16 protein-coding genes are annotated in these 18,907 nt (G+C 56.0%); 12 read left to right on the forward strand and 4 right to left on the reverse strand.

What is annotated here, in order from left to right; all coding sequences use genetic code 11:
* Positions 1–13: 13 nt before the first annotated feature.
* Positions 14–739 carry a class I SAM-dependent methyltransferase gene (locus tag RYZ27_RS03785; RefSeq protein WP_406681030.1) on the forward strand — a complete coding sequence of 242 codons (726 nt, stop codon included), beginning with the start codon at positions 14–16 and terminating at the stop codon, positions 737–739.
* Between the two features lie 43 nt (positions 740–782).
* Here RYZ27_RS03785 and RYZ27_RS03790 read toward each other — a convergent pair whose 3' ends face one another.
* The gene (locus RYZ27_RS03790; protein WP_406681031.1) at positions 783–1,775 is read right to left on the reverse strand and encodes an NADPH:quinone oxidoreductase family protein; all 993 of its coding nucleotides are present in this window, start codon (positions 1,773–1,775) and stop codon (positions 783–785) included.
* A 100-nt stretch (positions 1,776–1,875) separates the two neighbouring features.
* Between RYZ27_RS03790 and RYZ27_RS03795 the strand changes: the two genes are divergently transcribed.
* Together RYZ27_RS03795 and RYZ27_RS03800 are read left to right on the forward strand one after the other, a co-directional pair.
* A complete protein-coding gene (locus RYZ27_RS03795) occupies positions 1,876–2,214 on the forward strand; it encodes a hypothetical protein (protein ID WP_406681032.1) in 339 nt (112 codons plus the stop codon).
* Positions 2,211–2,696 carry an RNA methyltransferase gene (locus RYZ27_RS03800; protein WP_406681033.1) on the forward strand — a complete coding sequence of 162 codons (486 nt, stop codon included), beginning with the start codon at positions 2,211–2,213 and terminating at the stop codon, positions 2,694–2,696. Before RYZ27_RS03795 ends, RYZ27_RS03800 begins: the two co-directional genes overlap by 4 nt.
* 338 nt (positions 2,697–3,034) lie before the next feature.
* Here RYZ27_RS03800 and RYZ27_RS03805 read toward each other — a convergent pair whose 3' ends face one another.
* Positions 3,035–3,769 (reverse strand): LytTR family DNA-binding domain-containing protein, encoded by a 735-nt coding sequence (locus RYZ27_RS03805; protein WP_406681756.1) that lies wholly within the window; start codon positions 3,767–3,769, stop codon positions 3,035–3,037.
* Between the two features lie 182 nt (positions 3,770–3,951).
* Here RYZ27_RS03805 and RYZ27_RS03810 point away from each other — a divergent pair, with 182 nt between their 5' ends.
* From RYZ27_RS03810 to odhB, 8 genes are all read left to right on the forward strand, one after another.
* Complete coding sequence (locus tag RYZ27_RS03810) at positions 3,952–4,374, forward strand: DUF2141 domain-containing protein (protein WP_406681034.1); 423 nt, start codon at positions 3,952–3,954, stop codon at positions 4,372–4,374.
* A gap of 62 nt (positions 4,375–4,436) precedes the next feature.
* Positions 4,437–5,909 (forward strand): carotenoid oxygenase family protein, encoded by a 1,473-nt coding sequence (locus RYZ27_RS03815; RefSeq protein ID WP_406681035.1) that lies wholly within the window; start codon positions 4,437–4,439, stop codon positions 5,907–5,909.
* A 19-nt stretch (positions 5,910–5,928) separates the two neighbouring features.
* The gene (locus RYZ27_RS03820) at positions 5,929–6,474 is read left to right on the forward strand and encodes a DUF2306 domain-containing protein (protein WP_406681036.1); all 546 of its coding nucleotides are present in this window, start codon (positions 5,929–5,931) and stop codon (positions 6,472–6,474) included.
* Positions 6,475–6,561: 87 nt separating this feature from the next.
* Entirely contained in the window at positions 6,562–7,749 is a 1,188-nt protein-coding gene (locus tag RYZ27_RS03825; RefSeq protein WP_406681037.1) for an alkaline phosphatase D family protein, read from the forward strand.
* A gap of 263 nt (positions 7,750–8,012) precedes the next feature.
* A complete protein-coding gene (gene sucC, locus RYZ27_RS03830) occupies positions 8,013–9,200 on the forward strand; it encodes an ADP-forming succinate--CoA ligase subunit beta (RefSeq protein ID WP_406681038.1) in 1,188 nt (395 codons plus the stop codon).
* A gap of 60 nt (positions 9,201–9,260) precedes the next feature.
* Positions 9,261–10,163 (forward strand): succinate--CoA ligase subunit alpha, encoded by a 903-nt coding sequence (gene sucD, locus RYZ27_RS03835; protein WP_406681039.1) that lies wholly within the window; start codon positions 9,261–9,263, stop codon positions 10,161–10,163.
* Between the two features lie 89 nt (positions 10,164–10,252).
* Positions 10,253–13,261, forward strand: coding sequence for a 2-oxoglutarate dehydrogenase E1 component (locus tag RYZ27_RS03840; protein ID WP_406681040.1), 3,009 nt, complete (start codon positions 10,253–10,255; stop codon positions 13,259–13,261).
* A gap of 31 nt (positions 13,262–13,292) precedes the next feature.
* The gene (gene odhB, locus RYZ27_RS03845; protein WP_406681041.1) at positions 13,293–14,792 is read left to right on the forward strand and encodes a 2-oxoglutarate dehydrogenase complex dihydrolipoyllysine-residue succinyltransferase; all 1,500 of its coding nucleotides are present in this window, start codon (positions 13,293–13,295) and stop codon (positions 14,790–14,792) included.
* A gap of 98 nt (positions 14,793–14,890) precedes the next feature.
* Here odhB and RYZ27_RS03850 read toward each other — a convergent pair whose 3' ends face one another.
* On the reverse strand, positions 14,891–15,805 hold the full coding sequence (locus RYZ27_RS03850) for a DMT family transporter (RefSeq protein WP_406681042.1): 915 nt from the start codon (positions 15,803–15,805) through the stop codon (positions 14,891–14,893).
* Between the two features lie 14 nt (positions 15,806–15,819).
* The gene (locus tag RYZ27_RS03855; RefSeq protein WP_406681043.1) at positions 15,820–17,352 is read right to left on the reverse strand and encodes an amidase; all 1,533 of its coding nucleotides are present in this window, start codon (positions 17,350–17,352) and stop codon (positions 15,820–15,822) included.
* A 113-nt stretch (positions 17,353–17,465) separates the two neighbouring features.
* Here RYZ27_RS03855 and RYZ27_RS03860 point away from each other — a divergent pair, with 113 nt between their 5' ends.
* Entirely contained in the window at positions 17,466–18,848 is a 1,383-nt protein-coding gene (locus tag RYZ27_RS03860; RefSeq protein WP_406681044.1) for an L-serine ammonia-lyase, read from the forward strand.
* The last annotated feature ends 59 nt before the right edge of the window (positions 18,849–18,907 follow it).

Here is an 18,907-nt window from a genome sequence, read left to right on the forward strand (position 1 = left end):
TGGAGGATTAAAAATGGAAAGTGCGCCGGACATATATGACCCTGCCTACGTCAAAGGCGTCTTTGATCGTTGCTCTGAGAAGTACATAGCATTTAGCTACATTTGTTCTTTGGGTTTTACAGAGCGATGGCGGAAACAAGCAGTATTGAATATGCCTATACCCCCTGCTGACGCACCCACGGGGTTTGATCTGATGGCGGGTACTGGCGAAGTATGGCCTCACATTTGGAAGCGGTTACCTCAGACCAAATCCATTACCGCAATAGATATCTCTAGTGGCATGCACAAACGCGCAATCGATAGGCTTCATGACTACCGTAAACGCACAGTTGAATTCATCGAGGATGACGTTCTGAGCAGTAAGCTAAAACCAGATGGATGTGATTTTCTTATTTCGACGTTCGGACTGAAAACATTCACTCCTGAGCAGCATAAACGCCTTGCCGATCTCGTTTTCAGAGTTCTGAAGTCAGGTGGTGTTTTTTCCTTCGTCGAAGCCTCCGATCCCAAAGGTTGGTGGTTGCGCCCGCTATATCTGTTTCACCTCAAACGCATTTTACCACTTATCGAACGGGTATTCATGCGTGGAGCGCAGGATTTTGCAATGATAGGAACTTACAGCACGAACTTCGGAAACGCAGAGCAATTTGCCGAATTTCTGCGTGCTGCAGGCTTAGAGGTTGATTTCAAAAAATACTTCTTTGGATGTGCAACAGGCGTTGTTGGGCGCAAGCCATAAATGGCCCAAAGCAGACAAATGCCTGCTCTGGGGCTTGGCTATTCTAAACCGTCACGACCACTTTCCCCATGGCTTTGCGGTCCATGAGGTATTGGATGGCGTCGCCACCCTGATCGAGCGGGAAGGTTTTGCTCACATGCGGCTTGATCTTGCCTTCCTGATACATGGCAAACATCTCGGCCAGGTTCTGCTGGTTGGCTTTTGGATCGCGGGCCACGGCTGCGCCCCAGAAGACGCCGCGAATGTCACAGGATTTCAGTAGGGTAAGGTTCAACGGAATGGCCGGAATGCCTGCCGGGAAGCCAATGACGAGGAAGCGACCTTCCCAGTTCATCGCCCGGATGGAAGGTTCGGCATAGTCGCCGCCAACGCCGTCATAGATGATGTCGACGCCGCCGCCACTAATCTCCTTGATCTGGTTCGAGAGGGCCTTTTGCTGGCCGCGATCAAGCGGGGCGCGTTCATAGACAAGGCCATGGTCGGCGCCTTTGGAGAGGCAGAAATCGACTTTCTCCTGTGTTGAACAGGCCGCGATGACTTCAAGACCCATGGCCTTGCCAAGCTCAACCGCGGCAATACCGACACCGCCCGCAGCGCCAAGAACGAGGAGCTTCTCACCCGGCTTTGGATCGGCGCGATCTTTCAGGGCATAATAGCTGGTGCCATAGGTCATGACGAAAGCGGCGGCTTCCTCGAATGGCACGCTGTCCGGGATTGGAATGCAGCGCCCGGCATCGAGCACGAGTTCCTCACGCATACCGCCCCAGCCGCACGAGCCGATGACCCGCTGGCCAACACTGAGATTGGTAACGCCTTCGCCGAGCGCTTTGACGACGCCAGAAACCTCGCCACCCGGGCTGAACGGACGCTCTGGTTTAAACTGGTACATGTCGCGGATGATCAGCGTGTCAGGGAAGTTGATGCCGATGGCTTTGACATCAATCAGAACCTCGCCTTTGCCCGGCATCGGGGAGGGGATATCCTCCAGCACGAGGGTTTCTGGTCCACCGGGTGCTTTAGAGAGCAAGGCTTTCATGGTCGTTTCCTTCAGGCAATTCTGTTCTGTTACATTGACGGCCTGACGGTAGCCGTGGCAACGCCGCGTGTGAAGACGTCACGTAGCGGAGAGTAGCGCCTTGAGCGGAACCATCTTTCTTATTGTCGGGCTCGGCGTATGCGGGTTCATCTGGCTATTATCGGCACAGATGCGCGGCCTGATCGTGCAGGCGCTGTTTCTGGCGGCGCAGGAGAAATTCCCGACTACAGACGCGGGTGTGGTCAAAACCGGGGCGAAAGCGACACCACTGGCAGGTGATGCTGAAGGGGAGGCCGGGCAGGTGCAAAACTGGCTGCGCGAAACCCACCCTCAAGCGGTTGGTCATCTGCAACTGGCGCGGCGCGGTACGCTGGTTGGACCTGTTCTCATGCTGGTTGTTGTGGCGGTTTGGCGGTTTGGCTTTGGAGGCGCGCTATGAAGGGCTACTTTGCGATCGGAGCCGAAGGGATTTCAAAGCCGATGAATCTTGGCGCGCTGATGCGCACAGCCAATGCCTTTGGCGCAAGTTTTGTGTTTTCGGTAAATGCTGAGGACAAGACCAAGATCGCCTATAAGGCCGATACGTCCAGGACATTCAAGACTGTGCCATACTATCAGTGGGATTCGATTGACGAGATGGTGTTCCCAAAGGGCCTGCAAATGGTCGGGATCGAACTGACCGACGATGCCGTTGAGTTGCCGGAGTTTCGCCATCCGCGGATGGCGGCTTATGTGCTGGGGCCGGAGCGAGGGAGCCTGTCAGAGGCGATGGTCGCGAAATGCGATCATGTTGTAAAAATTCCGACCAAGTTCTGTATCAATGTGTCTCTGGCCGGGGCACTGGTCATGTATGACCGGATACGCAGTATGGGCGGCTGGCGCGACCGTCCGGTCATGCCGGGTGGACCGAAAGCACTTTAACCTGAATAAAGCGAAGTGTTCGGCGCGAAGGCCATCAGGAAGAGTGTGGCTGTCAGGGCGGCGAGGGCGAGTACGCTGATCGTGCGGGAGAGAGTGTGTGACGTGTTCATCGGTCTTGCTTTCTTTCGGGCCGTTCTGGCCCTGTTGTCTTGTGTTAACCACCAGATGGGGGTGACGGGGCCACATGAACACTGTCGATACCGAATATGGGCTATGCGTGTTTTGAATGGGTCTTTTTTTGGGCGCTGTTCTGAGACCCTGCGGGTCAACAGCGCCAAGCAGGTTCCGTATCGCACCTTTGGTGCTCACATGAACCGGGCTCAAGGCTGCTTTTCCTACTAACTAATAAATCCAGCTTCTTTCGCTTTCGCACGATAGCTGCGGGACACAGGGACTTCCGTGCCCGATGGCAGGATTAGGAAGCTACGGCCACTATCCTTGCGCTCGTCAGTCACACCCGCTTTGGCGACCCACCAGCTGCGATGAACACGCAGGCCGTCTGCGCTCGACAATTCCCGCTCAGCGTCAGCCAATCGCATCAGGATCAGTTCTTCCCCAAGGCTCGTATAAACCCGAAGGTAGTGATCTTCTGATGCGATCGCGTGTAGCGTTGCCGTGCGATATTTGACGGGCAGGCGTGCCATGAAGCTTGCGGTTGGATCCGTGTTAGCTGTTTGATCTTCGGGTTTAGGATCAAAGGCCATGCTCGTAATGTAACCGATGAGAGTGATAGCAATCGATATAACCAGAACCAGGCCATAGAGCCGCGGCCAGTATTTCATCGGGACCGAACCCTGAAAGTTGATTTCGATGAACAGGATAAAGGCAGTGACGGAGAATGCTGATGTCAGCGCACCCGTCGCCAGCATGCCCCAGACCGGGCCTTGCGGTCGAATCCGCTCATAGAGGCTCATGCATAGCTCGGCAGTGACCCCGCCCGCTATGATCATGCCTGTCCAGTAGGCCAGGGCCAGCGGATAGGATAGGTCTCCTGTCGCGTTGTAAGGATTGATGAAGGCGAGAAATGCAGCAATCGCCAGAAGTATCAGGAAACTTCGGCCACGGTTGTGCATGTCAGTCACGTCTCGCAAGCTGTTTGCCCCTGTCATTCGCGTTTCGTGAATGACAATGGCGGTATTTCGCGAAGGATTCCAGCCGTTTCATGAAGATGGTGCTGCACGCCCTCAGTCGCCCTGTCATGTCTTGTTTCACAGCAGGCCCGCCCCGCTGACCAGATAACACATAGGAGACTCACATGACCCGTAAAGCTATTCTTGCCGCATCCGTTTTAGCCACCGCCCTGATTGCACCCGTTGCCAATGCCGGTTCCCTGACCATCACGCTGGAAGATATCAAAAAGACCCAAGGAGAAATCCAGATCGGGGTTTATGATGCTGAAGGTTACGAAAGTGGCGCTGCGCTCACAGGTGCGAATGTTACGGTTGATGAGGCAACTGAAACCGTAACCATCGAAGGCCTCGAGCCGGGCGAGTATGGCCTGAAAATGTTCCATGATGTCGATGGCAATGGTGAAATGAACACCAATCCGTTCGGTATGCCGACTGAGCCATTTGCCTTCTCAAACAATGCCAAAGGCCGCTTCGGCCCAGCCAAATGGGATGCTGCGAAGTTCACTGTTTCTGCTGACGGCGCCAGCCAGACGATCAGCATCAACTAATCCCCCCCAGAAGTGTCCCGTCCCCGTTTCGGGGGCGGGTTCACGTTTGAAAGGCTACTCTCATGACCCTCTCTCGTCGTCATTTTCTCGGGGCAACTGCCGCCGCAACGAGCTTTACCGGCTTGGGGCTGACCCCGGCTTTTGGACAAACAAAGACCATACCTGACTGGCATCTCGGTTATGCCAATGCGCCAGCACAAGGGTTTGGCCCCGCGCCCCTGCGCCTTGTGTATGGCAAGGCACCCAAAGGCTTACAGGGTAACCTCTATCGCAATGGGCCTGCACAATTCCTGTACGGACAGGACGACTATATCGGTCACTGGTTTGACGGTGACGGCATGGTCCAGCGCATCGCGATTGGCGACGGACAGGCGATCCATACCGGGCGGTTCGTCGATACCAACAAGAGACAGGTTGAGCTTGCCGCCAACAAGGTCATGGCCTCTGGCTTCGGCACAGCGGGGCATCCTGACTTTGCGGTAATGGGACCCGATGATGTGAATGCGGCCAATACGTCCGTGATGGTCGTGAATGGTGAGCTTCTGGCACTGTGGGAGGCGGGTTCGGCAATCGCAATGGATGCTGAAACCCTCGACACGAAAGGCCCAAAGGTCTGGCGCGATGATCTGACCGCTATGCCATTCCTGGCCCACCCCAAGCGGGAGCCGGACGGCACAGTCTGGAACCTTGCTGTCGCTGGCCCAAATGTTGGCGTCTACAAGATTGGCAAAGACGGCGTGTTGCGAGATTTCGGCCTGTTGAACATGGGGATTGCGTCTTACGTCCATGATTGGGCGATGACCGAGCGCCATCTCATCATCATGGTGCAACCGTGGATCAATGAAGCCTTACGTCCGCCCGTTGTTGAAGGATTTGAGTGGCGGCCTGAAGAAGGCTTCAAATTCCTGATCGTTGATAAGGATGACTTCTCCAAGCAAAGATGGGCGCAAGGCCCGGCGCGGGCTTTCTTTCACACCGGTGCGGCCTGGGAGGAGGCTGACGGAACCATCCGGATTGATGCGGCGCTTTACAAAGAACCTGTTCTCGGCGCAGGCGGCGGTCTAGAAGAAATTCGCGGTGAGTGGGCCGGGCGTGATGGTAGCATGGTCAGTGATCTGACCCAAATTGTCATCCCTGTAAAAGGCGATGCGCGTTTGGTTGAAACGGGCCTCGACGGCGAGTTTCCGCAAGTGGACCCGCGCCTGCATGGCTTGCCGCGGCGCCTGACGGCTCTGGTCACCGGGCCATCAGCAAAGACACCGGGTTCGACCAGCTTGTCAGTGCACAACTGGGATAGCGGACAGACCGATACGTTTGATTTCGGCGATACACTTATGGTCGAGGAATTCCTGTTCGTGCCCAAGCCCGGCAGCACGCGGGAAGAAGATAGCTGGCTGATCGGGCCAGTTCTCAACCTGAAGACGCGCACGACCGATATTTGTGTCTTTGATGCGGCCCGCGTGAGTGATGGCCCGGTTTGCATCTGGCGCGCCGACTATGCCTGGCCGCTCGGTTTTCATGGCACCTGGGCGTAAGCAAAGGGAGGGATTGCAAATGACGACGATAACAGACAGACAGCGCTTTCGGGATTTGCTCAAGACTATACCGGAATGGGCCTGGATTATTGCTGGCGCGGGTGTGATCTACACCATAATCAGTGCCATCATTTTCAGATTCAATCCTGAAATTGAGCCCCAATTTCGCTTGTCTTTGGAGCCACTTATAGCGGCGCCTTTAACGATCCAGGTTCATGTCATCGCCGCCCTCTCAGCCTTTGGCATTGGCACGGTGCTGATGTTTGGCCCCAAGGGACGTGGTATCCATAAACCGCTTGGTTGGGCCTGGGTTGGCGCAATGGCGGTTACAGCGATCTCATCTTTCTTTATCACCGGGCTGATGGGGAAATGGTATAGCCCGATCCACGCCATCTCGGCCTGGACGGTCCTGGCTCTGCCTTTTGGCATTGCGGCTATTCGTCGGCGCAAGGTCAAAGAGCACCGCAAAGCCATGACAGGCATGTTCTTTGGTGGCATCATCATCGCTGGAATGTTCAGCTTTTTGCCTGGACGGATCATGTGGACAATGTTTTTCGCGGCGTAGAGACGGAATCAGTTAAACAAGTGTCGCAATCTGTGTTTAGACGGGGGGCGACACATGCCTTTCCTGGCGTTTTTCTGGAGATTCCGAATGATCCGTACTGTTCTTGCAACTGCATCTGTGCTGACCCTTGCTGCCTGCGCAGCCAATGGTCCGACATTATCCAATCCGTTTACGCCAAAACCGGAAACAGCTCAGGAAGCACTTGCCTATTACTATAATACGATCCCGGATAGTGCGTTTCCAAAGGCACCGAGTGGCAAACCACTTCCAGCCAGCTCTGCAGTGATTTCAGAGATTCTTGTCGGGTCTTGTCTGGACGAGGAGCGCGGTCCGAGCGCGGCATTGCAATCTATCGCGGGTGAAAATGCAGACCTGTTCCTGATGGTTGGTGACAATGTTTACGGTGATCTGGATGGGCGCTCATACATCAATAATGAAGCTGACCTTGATGAGCTTCGAGAATCTTTTGCCGATCTGGCCGCGCGCGATGATTTTAAAGCTGTTCGGGAAAACGTACCAATGATGGTGTCCTGGGATGACCATGACTATGGCGCCAATGATGCTGGCAAGGAATTCCCATTCCGCGGCCTGGCGGAACGTATCCATGAAGTCTTCTGGGGCCTTGAGGATCAGGATGTTGGTCAGTGGCCGGGCACGTATTATGCGCGCAGTTTTGGCCCTGAGGGACAACGGGTTCAGGTGATCATGCTCGATACGCGCTTTTTCCGCTCTGCGTTGACCCCAACAGATGAACACGGAGCAAAAGGCAAAGAGCGCTATCTGCCGGCTCCTGCCGGATCTATGCAGGATATGCTGGGAGCCACGCAGTGGACCTGGCTTGAAAACCAACTGCAGAAGCCAGCGGATATCCGTTTGGTGGTTTCATCCATTCAGATCATGCCGACCGTGCATGGCTGGGAAGCTTGGTCGACTATGCCGGATGAGCGTCAGCGCCTGTTTGATCTGATCAAGAGCACCGATGCCACAGGTGTTGTGTTTGTTTCCGGTGATCGCCACACCGCATTCCTGTATGAAGAGGGTGATGTGTTGCCTTACACGGCGGGTGAACTCACAGCGTCCTCTTTGAATGTCAGTTTCCGCGATGAGAGCGATGAGGTTGATGAGCGTCAGGTTGGAGCCGGGTTTGCACCTGAAAACTATGGGGCTATTAATATCGACTGGGCGCAGCGCAAGGTTGTAATGTCGATCAAGGACAATCAGGGCGCCGTGGTTCGTCAGAACAGCTTGGACTTCGACGAAATCGGAGTGGAATAGAGGGGCACCTGCGGCCTCTTGAGCGCAATCCTTCAACAATCGATTCGCGAAACGGCTCATAACCCGGGGACTCGGCCTATCTGAGAACCCCGGGTGTGCTTGACGCATAGGCAGAGTTTGCCCCTGACAGCGTTGTCTCACCGTTCTGGGACGATCTAGGACTTTGGTGCGGTTGTCAGGGTGAATCGCGGTGCTATAAGCGGGCGCACTTTCGCGGGTGCAACATGAGGTACCCGTCCCATGCTGAAAGAGGCTGAACTCCCATGAACATTCACGAATATCAGGCCAAGGCTGTCCTTAAATCCTTTGGCGCACCTGTCGCAAACGGCGTTCCTGTCCTGTCTGAGGACGAGATCGAAGCGGCGGTGAATGCCCTGCCAGGACCGCTTTGGGTTGTGAAAAGCCAGATCCACGCTGGTGGCCGCGGTAAAGGCAAGTTCATTGAAGCAGCAGCCGGAGAGAAGGGCGGTGTTCGCCTTGGCTTTTCCAAGGATGAAGCGATTGCCCACGCCAAGGCGATGCTCGGCAATCACCTCGTGACGGCGCAAACCTCTGCCGAAGGTAAGCAGGTCAACCGCCTCTATATCGAAGACGGCGCTGATATCTCTCGTGAACTTTACCTCTCTATGCTGGTTGATCGCGCAACCGGGCAGATCGCTTTTGTTGCTTCAACTGAAGGCGGCATGGACATTGAGGAAGTCGCTCACGAAACTCCGGAAAAAATCCTGACCTTGCCTGTCGGCGATGGGGTTGATGCCGCTGACGCAGAGAAGCTCTGCGATGCTCTGAAGCTGGAAGGCAAAGCCCGCGAAGACGGCATGAAGCTGTTCCCGATCCTCTACAAAGCCTTCACCGAAAAAGACATGGCGATGTTGGAGATCAACCCGCTGATCGTCATGGATAGCGGCGACCTGCGCGTGCTCGACGCGAAAGTCTCTTTTGATGGCAATGCTCTGTTCCGTCACCCTGACATCATGGAGTTGCGCGACACCACCGAAGAAGACGAAAAAGAGATTGAAGCGTCTGAATGGGACCTCGCCTATATTGCGCTCGACGGCACAATCGGTTGCATGGTCAACGGCGCGGGCCTGGCTATGGCGACGATGGACATCATCAAACTGTATGGTGAAGAGCCTGCAAACTTCTGTGACGTTGGCGGCGGTGCCAATGCGGAGAAAGTGGCTGCTGCGTTTAAGATCATCATGAAAGACCCAGCTGTTAAGGGCATTCTGGTCAACATTTTCGGCGGGATCATGAAGTGTGATGTCATCGCTGAAGGGGTTATCCAGGCTGTAAAAGAAACCAATCTGGCTGTGCCATTGGTTGTTCGCCTTGAGGGTACAAATGTCGATGAAGGCAAGGAAATCCTCGCCAATTCTGGCATGAACATCATTCCGGCCAATGATCTGGATGATGCCGCCAAGAAAATCGTAGAGGCCGTGCGCGCTTAAGCTTCGCCCTAAGGAATTATTCTCGCACGCGTTGCGACCCAAGGATCAAGGACCGAAACCATGTCCATTCTCATCAACAAAGATACCAAAGTTATCGTCCAGGGCCTGACCGGGAAAACCGGTAGCTTCCACACCAATCAGGCGCTCGAGTATTTCGGTACGCAAATGGTTGCCGGGACACACCCGAAAAAAGCGGGCACAAACTGGACCGCCGATAGCGGCAAAGAGCTCCCAATCTATGCAACTGCAGCTGATGCGCGTAACGCGACTGGTGCTGATGCATCAGTCATCTATGTTCCGCCAGCCGGCGCCGCAGCGGCCATCGAAGAAGCGATTGATGCGGAAATTCCGCTGATCGTTTGTATTACAGAAGGTGTGCCTGTGCTCGACATGGTTCGGGTCAAAGCCAAGCTCGATAAATCAAACTCGCGCCTGATCGGTCCAAACTGCCCAGGTCTGCTGACCCCTGAGCAGTGCAAGATTGGCATTATGCCGGGCAAGATCTTCAAGAAGGGGTCTGTCGGCGTTGTGTCTCGCTCCGGAACCCTGACTTATGAAGCGGTTTACCAGACTTCTATGGCGGGTCTTGGCCAAACCTCTGCGGTTGGGATCGGTGGTGACCCGGTTAAGGGTACAGAATTCATCGACGTGCTGGAGATGTTCCTGGCCGATGATGAGACCGAGCAAATCATCATGATCGGTGAAATTGGTGGCTCTGCGGAAGAAGAAGCCGCTCAATTCCTGATCGATGAAGCGAAAAAAGGCCGCAAGAAACCGATGGTCGGCTTCATTGCTGGCCGGACAGCGCCAAAGGGTCGCACTATGGGTCATGCTGGTGCCATTGTTTCAGGCGGACAGGGCGATGCAGAGAGCAAAATCGCGGCAATGGAGGCTGCTGGCATAAAAGTGTCACCAAGCCCTGCCCGACTCGGCACGACCATGGTAGAGGTTTTGAAAGGATAATCGTGCCCTATATGGGTTCGATGGGCGGTCAGACGAGGCCATTATGACCCCGCCGGGCCGTCCTTAGCTGATGTGAGGACGGTTTATACATGGCAGATGATGGTTCCCCGGTGAATGGCAATCGCAGTGTCGCGAACGCGGCAATGCTGGATACAGCATTCCTTTACGGGGGCAGTGCGGTCTGGATCGAACAGATGCAGGCCCGCTATGCCGAAAATCCAAATGCAGTGCCGGAAAGCTGGCGTGCATTCTTTGAAGAGCTTGGCGATGGCGGGGCAGATGCGCGCCGCAACGCTGATGGTGCAAGCTGGAAACGGGGCGCGTGGCCGAAGCCTGCCTCCCCAGAAGAGACAGCGGCCTTTGATGGCAACTGGACCCTGCTTGAGCCGAAGCTGGAGAAGAAAATTAAAGCGGGTGCGCCAGCTGCGTCTGAGGCCGATATTGCTCAGGCGGTTAAGGATTCGGTGCGTGCGTTGATGATGATCCGAGCTTTCCGGATGCGCGGTCATTTGCAGGCCCAGCTTGACCCGCTGGGGCTTGAAACAGCCGAGTATCAGCCTGAGCTTGATCCCAAGAGCTATGGTTTCGAAGAAGCCGATATGGATCGGGACATCTTCATCGATGGCGTTTTGGGTTTGGAGCGCGCGAGCGTTCGTCAAATTCTTGAAATCGTCCGCCGGACCTATTGCTCAACGCTTGGCATTGAGTTCCAGCATATTTCCGATCCGGAAGAAAAGGGTTGGCTGCAGGAACGTATTGAAGGCCCGGACAAGGGCGTTGCGTTTACGCCTGAGGGCAAAAAGGCGATCCTGACGAAACTGATCGAAGGGGAAACTTTCGAGCGCTTTCTGCATAAGCGCTATCCGGGCACCAAACGTTTTGGTCTGGACGGGGGTGAGGCCGCTGTGCCGGCTCTGGAACAGATCATCAAGCGCGGCGGCGCGCTGGGCGTGAATGAGATTGTTGTCGGCATGGCCCACCGTGGTCGTCTCAACATGCTCGCCGCTGTTATGGGTAAGAAGTATGAGAAGATTTTCCATGAGTTTATGGGCGGATCGACTCAAGGCGCTGAGCAGTTTGGTTCCGGCGATGTGAAATATCACTTGGGTGCGTCTTCGGATCGCGAGTTCGATGGCAATAAGGTCCACCTGACCATGAATGCCAACCCGTCTCACCTTGAAGCGGTAAACCCGGTCGTTCTGGGTCGTACACGCGCCAAACAGTTCATGGAAGCCGAGGATGAGGGTAATCTCGACCGCTCCAAGAAACTGCCGCTCCTGCTGCACGGTGATGCGGCGTTTGCTGGCCAAGGTGTTGTCGCGGAATGTTTCGCGCTGTCCGGCTTGCAAGGCTATCGCACAGGCGGGACAATCCACTTTATCATCAATAATCAGATTGGTTTTACGACGAGCCCGATGTATTCGCGCTCGTCACCATATCCGTCTGATGTTGCATTGATGGTGCAGGCGCCGATCTTCCACGTGAATGGCGATGACCCTGAAGCGGTCGTCTATGCCGCGAAAGTGGCGACGGAGTATCGCCAGAAGTTTGGTAAAGACGTTGTCATCGACATGTTCTGCTATCGCCGCTTTGGGCATAATGAGGGCGACGAGCCCATGTTTACCCAGCCGGTCATGTACACCAAGATCAAGGGTCACAGATCGACTCGTGAGCTGTATGCTGAGCGGCTTGTCGCTGAAGGCCTGCTGACTACTGAGCAAGTTGATGCCGAAGTTAAAGCGTTCGAAACGATGCTCGACAAAGCCTTCGAGGATGGCAAGACGCTCGAAACCAAGAAGGCTGATTGGCTGGAAGGGGAATGGAAAGGCCTTGGTCTACCCGAAGACGATGATCGTCGTGGCAAGACCGGCGTATCCAAAGCCAAGCTGAAAGAGCTGGGCCAGTCGATTACGACCGTGCCAGAAGGTGTCAACATTCACCGCACGCTGGATCGTGTCGTGAAGGGGCGCGCCGAAGCGATTTCCTCTGGCAAGGGTCTGGATTGGGCAACCGCTGAGCATCTGGCCTATGCCACGCTTCTCGATGAGGGGTTCCATGTTCGCCTGTCTGGTCAGGATTGTGGTCGCGGGACGTTCTCTCAACGTCACAGCCATATGGTTGATCAAAAGACCGGTGATCGTTTCACGCCATTGAACAACCTGCGCGAAGGGCAGGCTGAGTATGAGGTGATCGACTCCCTGCTCTCGGAAGAGGCTGTGCTGGGTTATGAATATGGCTATTCGCTGGCCAATCCGAATGCGCTTGTGTTGTGGGAGGCCCAGTTCGGCGACTTCTCAAACGGTGCACAGGTTTTCTTTGACCAGTTCATTTCCTCCGCGGAGCGTAAATGGCTGCGGATGAGCGGTCTGACTATGCTGTTGCCGCATGGCTATGAAGGCCAAGGTCCTGAGCACTCTTCGGCCCGGCTTGAGCGTTTCCTGCAAATGTGCGCTGAGGATAATTGGCAAGTCTGTAACCTGACGACCCCTGCGAACTATTTTCATGCATTGCGTCGCCAGATTCATCGTGACTTCCGTAAGCCGCTGGTGATCATGACGCCGAAATCCCTGCTGCGTCACAAGCTGGCGACCAGCAGCCTGGATGACATGAACACCAAATCGTCTTTCCACCGTGTCTTGTGGGATGATGCCGAGACACCGGGCCGTGAAGGCAAGGTCAAACTGGCCAAGGATGATAAGATCCGCCGCGTGGTTCTCTGTTCCGGCAAGGTCTATTACGACTTGTTTGAAGAGCGCGAGAAAACCGGTGCGAATGACATCTACCTGTTGCGGGTCGAGCAGTTCTATCCGGTGCCACGCAAGGCCCTGATGACCGAGCTGAAACGCTTCCCGCAAGCTGAGCTTGTCTGGTGTCAGGAAGAGCCGCGCAATATGGGTGGTTGGACCTTTATCCGGGATGAAATCGAGTGGTGCGCGGCTAAAGTCGGTGTGACCGCTCCGCGTCCGAAATATGCGGGTCGCCCACCAGCCGCTGCGACAGCAACCGGTCTGCTTGCGACCCATAATAGAGAAAAAGAGGCGTTCCTGAACGCCGCCCTCGGTGATAAACCTGTCGAAGACACTATGGTCACCGGATAATAGAGATAAGAGAACGAGGCAAAGACCTGACATGACCGATATCGTAGTCCCAACTCTGGGCGAGAGCGTCACCGAAGCGACGGTTGGCAAATGGCTGAAAGCCGCAGGCGATGCAGTCGCTAAGGATGAGGTTCTGGTCGAACTGGAAACAGATAAAGTCGCCGTTGAGGTTTCTGCGGAAGAAGCTGGAACACTAGGCGAAATTGTTGCTCAAGAGGGCGACACGGTTGAGATTGGCGCGCTTCTGGGTCGTCTTGGCGGTGCCAATGGTGCCGCGAAAGCGGCACCTGCAGCCGAAGCCCCAAAAGCCGCCGCCGCCCCTGCCGCTTCCACTGGTGGGGCAAGCGTTGATGTCGCTGTCCCAAGCATGGGTGAGAGCGTTGCCGAAGGCACGATTGGCGCACTTGTTAAACAGGTTGGCGAGAGCGTCTCGAAAGACGAAACAATTGCTGAGATTGAGACCGATAAGGTTGCTCTGGAAGTGCCAGCGTCTGCTGATGGCGTCATCGCTGAATGGCTGGTTGGTGAAGGAGACGCGGTCACGCCGGGGTCTGTTATTGCGCGGATTACAGCCGGTGCAGGTGCCAGTGCTGCGGCAGCTCCAGCGGCGCAGTCGGCTCCGGTACAAGCGGCGGCTCCTGCAACAGGCAGTGGCGATCGCCCGGTTGCGCCATCTGTGCGTCGTATCTCTGCAGAAGCGGGTGTGAACCCGGCAGATATTCCAGGTTCTGGTCGTGAAGGCCGCGCAACAAAGGCGGATGCTTTGAATTACGTGAACACGCCAAAGGCAGCAGCAGCGCCTGCAGCAGCAAAACCTGCCCGTGATCTGGGCCCACGCGAAGAGCGCGTGCGCATGACCCGCTTGCGCCAGACAATCGCCCGCCGCCTGAAAGAGGCGCAGGAAACCGCTGCGATGCTGACCACATTCAATGATGTGGACATGAGCGCGGTTATGGACCTGCGGAAGAAGTACAAAGACTCCTTCTTTGAAAAGCATGGTGTGAAGCTCGGCTTCATGGGCTTCTTCACAAAGGCGGTGGTGTCTGCCCTGAAGGAAATCCCGGCAGTGAATGCCGAGATTGATGGCACCGACATTATCTACAAGAACCACTATGATATCGGCATGGCGGTTGGCACCGAGAAGGGGCTTGTGGTTCCGGTCGTTCGCGATGCGGATGAGCTGTCGCTGGCTGGTATCGAGGCTGAACTTGGTAATCTTGCCCGTAAGGCACGCGATGGTGACCTGACCATTGGCGATATGCAGGGCGGCACGTTCACCATCACCAATGGTGGTGTGTATGGTTCTCTGATGTCGACACCGATCCTGAACCCCCCACAGTCAGGTGTTCTTGGTATGCACCGTATTGAGCAGCGCCCGGTTGCGATCAATGGACAGGTTGTGATCCGTCCGATGATGTATCTGGCGCTGTCTTATGACCACCGGATCGTTGATGGCAAAGAGGCGGTGACTTTCCTTGTCCGCGTTAAGGAAGCCCTGGAAGACCCAGAGCGTCTGCTCCTCGACGTCTAAGTTTACCTGAGCCCGCCCGCTCCCCCGTCCCAACCGCCCGCAGAGGCTATCCTTGGGGTGATTGGGCGGGCGGAGCGGGTGGGCCAGACAAAAGAGTCTTATTCAGGAATATCACTCGCCGGGAGCTTAGCCTCCCGGCGTGTTGCGTAATGGCTTTCAAACGCCACGATCAGGCAAGCGACGATAATGATCGCTGCACCAGCCCAGGTCTGCCAGCCGGGAAACTCACGGAAGAAGATCGCGCCGAACAGGCCGCTCCAGATCAGGGCGGTATACTCCAGTGGAGCAAGCTGTTGGGCCGGCGCCCGGGCATAGGCCAGCGTCATCAGATACCAGACCGCAAACCCCATCAGGCCGAATAGGGCAAAGATTGGCAGGTCACTCCAGTTCGGCGCGCCAAATAGACCAAAGGTGATGGGCAACAGGATCAGGGCCGGAATAACATTGGTGAACATGGCGATCGTTGTGGCGTCTTCCTTGGTTGCGCGCATCCGCAGCAAGACAAGGGTCAGGGCATAGAGAAAGGCGGCAAGGAAGCAGGCGATAATCCCGTAGAGGCGATTGCCCGTTTCAGTATCGCCCTCCGGCAGGCCCTGAATAGCTAGAACAGCCCCTGCAAACCCAACGAGAGCCGCGCCAAGCCCCATAGGGGTGACTCTTTCGCCCAGTAGCGTGCGGGCCACGAACGGGACCATAAGCGCGGCGGTAAACCCGATAATTGTCGCCAGTGCGAGCGGAAGCTCGAGAACCGCATAAAAGAACAGGAAGGCTGCTGCGACCTGCACGGCTCCGCGCAGCGTATGAAAGCGTGTCGCTTCAAAGCTTGGTATTGGCTTTCGCCGCGCGCGAAAGACAGCCAGCGCAATAATCGCCCCAAACAGGAAACGCCATGCCAGAAGATGATGAAGGCCAGCATCCGGGGCCACAGCTTTGACCAGAGCGTCAATGCCAGAGCCCATGAAAATGGCCAGCACCGCAATCAAAAGCGGTGCTGCAAGAAAACGTGTCAGCATAAAATCCTAAGCGCTTAAGCGCCCTTCAGTGTCGGTAAGCGGTCAATCCAAGGCTGAGCCGCTTCTAGCTCATATGCGAGCGCGAGCAAGAGGCCATCATCCCCGCGCTTACCAGAGAACATCGACCCGATGGGCAGACCTTCGTCACTCCACTGCAAAGGCACAGACATTGATGCTGCTCCGGATACATTCATTGGCGCGGTGAAGGCGGCAAAGTTCAGAACATTGTCCATGACGGCATCGAAATCACCATCCGGGGCCTGTTCGCCAATCTTCGGTGCGACGGTCGACACAGTTGGGGTGAGCAGGACATCGAAGGTCTCAAACCAGCTTTCATAGATGGCTTCAAAGGCTTTCAGGTAGGCGATTGCGGCATCGAACTCGCCCTGACGACGCATAAACATCTGGGCCAGGCCAAGGGTCCACGGCTCAAGGATATCGGGACCTATTGGCTTGCCACTGAACTGGCTGGCCTGCTGGGCGAAGTCGGCAGCGCCGGCGGCCCAGTAGAGGAGGAACTGATCGCCAAACTCGACCCCGTCAATTGGAATCGAATAATCGATCACCTCATGGCCAAGATCGCGGCAGAGCTGTGCGGTGCGTTCAATGCCAGCCCGCGTTTCCACGTCAAGCTGGGCGCCATTGATTGGGTTTGGCGCATAACCGATGCGTAAGCGCCGGGTTGAGGCTTCGGTTATGTTACCTGTTAGTGTAAGTCCGTTTTCCGGTGCTTCGGCAACTGCGAAGAGGGCAGCGCTATCACGAACGGTGAGCGTGACAGCATGGTTCACGGAGATCGAAACCGGGCCACTATCCCGGCTGATCGGCAAGGCGTCCCGGCTCGGCTTGAGCCCGAACAGACCGCAACAGGCTGCTGGAATACGGATTGAGCCACCACCATCACTGGCATGGGCAAATGGCACCACTCTGGCGGCGACGAGCGCGGCGGCCCCACCAGAGGACCCACCGGGAATCCGACGGGTATCATAAGGGTTACGAGTCGCCCCTGTGACCAGAGGTTCAGTAGAAGAGATCAACCCCATTTCCGGGCTGGTCGATTTACCGAGGCTGATCACACCTGCGCGTCGCCAGGCGGCCGCAAAAGGGGCATCAGCAGGGGCGATATAGCCTTCAAAGGCGCGACTGCCGTAAAGGGTTGGCGCATCCTGCCAGTCGAGCAGGTCCTTGATAAAGGTTGGGACGCCACCAAACATTCCGGTCGGTGGGTTTTCTGCGGCCAGCAGGGCCGTTTCATACGTATCGTTTGCGATAGCGTTCAGAGCTGGCTCCGCTGCTTTGGCGCGTTCAATCGCAGCTTGGGTCAGCTCAAGGCTGGTCGTCTCACCTCTTGCCAGCATTGCGACCTGTTCAAGCCCGTCCGGAATGTTCTTTGCAAAATAGGAGAGTGTTTCGGGTGTGGCAGGCTCTGTTGCCTGAGTGGGTATTTCGACCGCAGAATCGGTTGGTGCGCAAGCTGTTGCAATTGGGGTCAAAGCTGCAAGCGCAGCGCCGGATTTCAAAAGTTGGCGGCGAGTGGTTTTGGTCATCTGCACGTGCCCTCCCAAGGCAGTTTATTCGCGCGCAACCTGACTTGGGCTTGCCGCATTGGCAAGGCGAACGTAGGGGTAGTTGCGTATGTAACTATTTTAGAGGGGCGCACGTGCTCTCAGTTCTTGATCTTTTTCGGGTTGGTCTTGGCCCGTCTTCTTCCCATACGGTTGGTCCAATGCGGATCGCCTGGCGGTTCATCCGGGCGGCGGGGAAGCATGGTGTCCTGTTAAAGGCAGCCCGTGTTGAAGTGGAGCTTCAGGGCTCTCTGGCGCTAACAGGGATTGGGCACGGCACGGATAAGGCGTCCATTCTGGGATTGCTGGGCTTCACACCAGAGGGCGCCGACCCCGATGAGGCCGAGGCAGCGTTTCGCAATGTCGCTCGGGACAAGATGTTGGCGCTGCCCGGTGGGAAAACCATTCCATTTAATCCGCTAAAGGACATCCTTTATCGCGGGGATATCATGCCAGACCTGCACCCGAATGGCATGGCGTTGCGCCTGTTTGATGAAGACGCGCAGCTATTGTGGGAGCAGGTTTATTACTCGACCGGCGGCGGCTTCATTGCTTCAGCGCGGCAGCTCTCACGCCCGGCAAAAGGCGATCTTGTTGCCGACAAATCTGCTTCGCCATTTGCGTTCGGTTCGGCGGAACAGCTCTTGGGCCTGTGCGATCAGGAGGGACTTTCGATTGAAGACCTGATCCTGGCCAATGAAGACCAGCGCCGTTCGCGTGAAGAGACGCTGAAACAGCTTGATGCGATCACCGATGTGATGCTGGCTTGTGTTGAGCGCGGCCTGAACACCGGTGGTATCCTGCCGGGCGGACTGGAAGTGACACGCCGTGCGCCAGATCTTTACCGTAAACTGAAAGCGGGCGCTGGCAGCAATGAACGCGAGGCGCTGTTTGATTGGCTGAATGTCTACGCCATGGCGGTGAATGAGGAGAATGCAGCCGGCGGGCGCGTGGTGACCGCGCCGACTAATGGGGCCGCCGGTATCCTGCCCGCGGTGATCCGTCATTATTGCTGTGACGAAGATGGGCAAATCGAACGGAATAAAGCGCGCCGCTTCCTGATTGTTTCAGGTGGGATAGGGTTGTTGTATAAGCAGCGCGCCTCAATTTCCGGCGCAGAAATGGGCTGTCAGGGTGAAGTTGGCGTTGCCTGTTCCATGGCAGCGGGTGGTTTGGCGGCTGTTTGGGGGGCAACGCCGATCCAGTGTCTTTCAGCGGCTGAAATCGGGATGGAGCATAATCTAGGGCTGACATGTGATCCTGTTGGCGGCTTGGTGCAAATCCCCTGTATTGAGCGCAATGCTATCGGCACGGTGAAGGCTGTGAATGCGGCCCGTCTAGCTTTGCATAGCGCGGATATGGGTAAAGTCAGCCTGGATCAGGTGATCGAGACCATGCGCCAGACCGGCCTAGACATGTCATCCAAGTATAAGGAAACAAGCCAGGGCGGTTTGGCGGTCAATGTCGTCGAGTGCTAGCGCGTAGCTTGCCTTGCCGCATGGTCACGGATTGGAGCTTTTGCCCGGACATGCTTGGG

Origin of the sequence: Hyphomonas sp. FCG-A18 (genome assembly GCF_045287255.1) — a bacterium.
Lineage (GTDB): Bacteria > Pseudomonadota > Alphaproteobacteria > Caulobacterales > Hyphomonadaceae > Henriciella.

Bases quoted from the DNA above. Each gene is read 5' to 3' on its own strand.
- RYZ27_RS03825 (WP_406681037.1), top strand. From the start codon at position 6,562: ATGATCCGTACTGTTCTTGCAACTGCATCTGTGCTGACCCTTGCTGCC.
- RYZ27_RS03800 (WP_406681033.1), top strand. From the start codon at position 2,211: ATGAAGGGCTACTTTGCGATCGGAGCCGAAGGGATTTCAAAGCCGATG.
- sucC (WP_406681038.1), top strand. From the start codon at position 8,013: ATGAACATTCACGAATATCAGGCCAAGGCTGTCCTTAAATCCTTTGGC.
- RYZ27_RS03850 (WP_406681042.1), bottom strand. From the start codon at position 15,805: ATGCTGACACGTTTTCTTGCAGCACCGCTTTTGATTGCGGTGCTGGCC.
- RYZ27_RS03820 (WP_406681036.1), top strand. From the start codon at position 5,929: ATGACGACGATAACAGACAGACAGCGCTTTCGGGATTTGCTCAAGACT.
- sucD (WP_406681039.1), top strand. From the start codon at position 9,261: ATGTCCATTCTCATCAACAAAGATACCAAAGTTATCGTCCAGGGCCTG.
- RYZ27_RS03805 (WP_406681756.1), bottom strand. From the start codon at position 3,769: ATGCACAACCGTGGCCGAAGTTTCCTGATACTTCTGGCGATTGCTGCA.
- RYZ27_RS03790 (WP_406681031.1), bottom strand. From the start codon at position 1,775: ATGAAAGCCTTGCTCTCTAAAGCACCCGGTGGACCAGAAACCCTCGTG.
- RYZ27_RS03815 (WP_406681035.1), top strand. From the start codon at position 4,437: ATGACCCTCTCTCGTCGTCATTTTCTCGGGGCAACTGCCGCCGCAACG.
- RYZ27_RS03810 (WP_406681034.1), top strand. From the start codon at position 3,952: ATGACCCGTAAAGCTATTCTTGCCGCATCCGTTTTAGCCACCGCCCTG.
- odhB (WP_406681041.1), top strand. From the start codon at position 13,293: ATGACCGATATCGTAGTCCCAACTCTGGGCGAGAGCGTCACCGAAGCG.
- RYZ27_RS03785 (WP_406681030.1), top strand. From the start codon at position 14: ATGGAAAGTGCGCCGGACATATATGACCCTGCCTACGTCAAAGGCGTC.
- RYZ27_RS03840 (WP_406681040.1), top strand. From the start codon at position 10,253: ATGGCAGATGATGGTTCCCCGGTGAATGGCAATCGCAGTGTCGCGAAC.
- RYZ27_RS03855 (WP_406681043.1), bottom strand. From the start codon at position 17,352: ATGACCAAAACCACTCGCCGCCAACTTTTGAAATCCGGCGCTGCGCTT.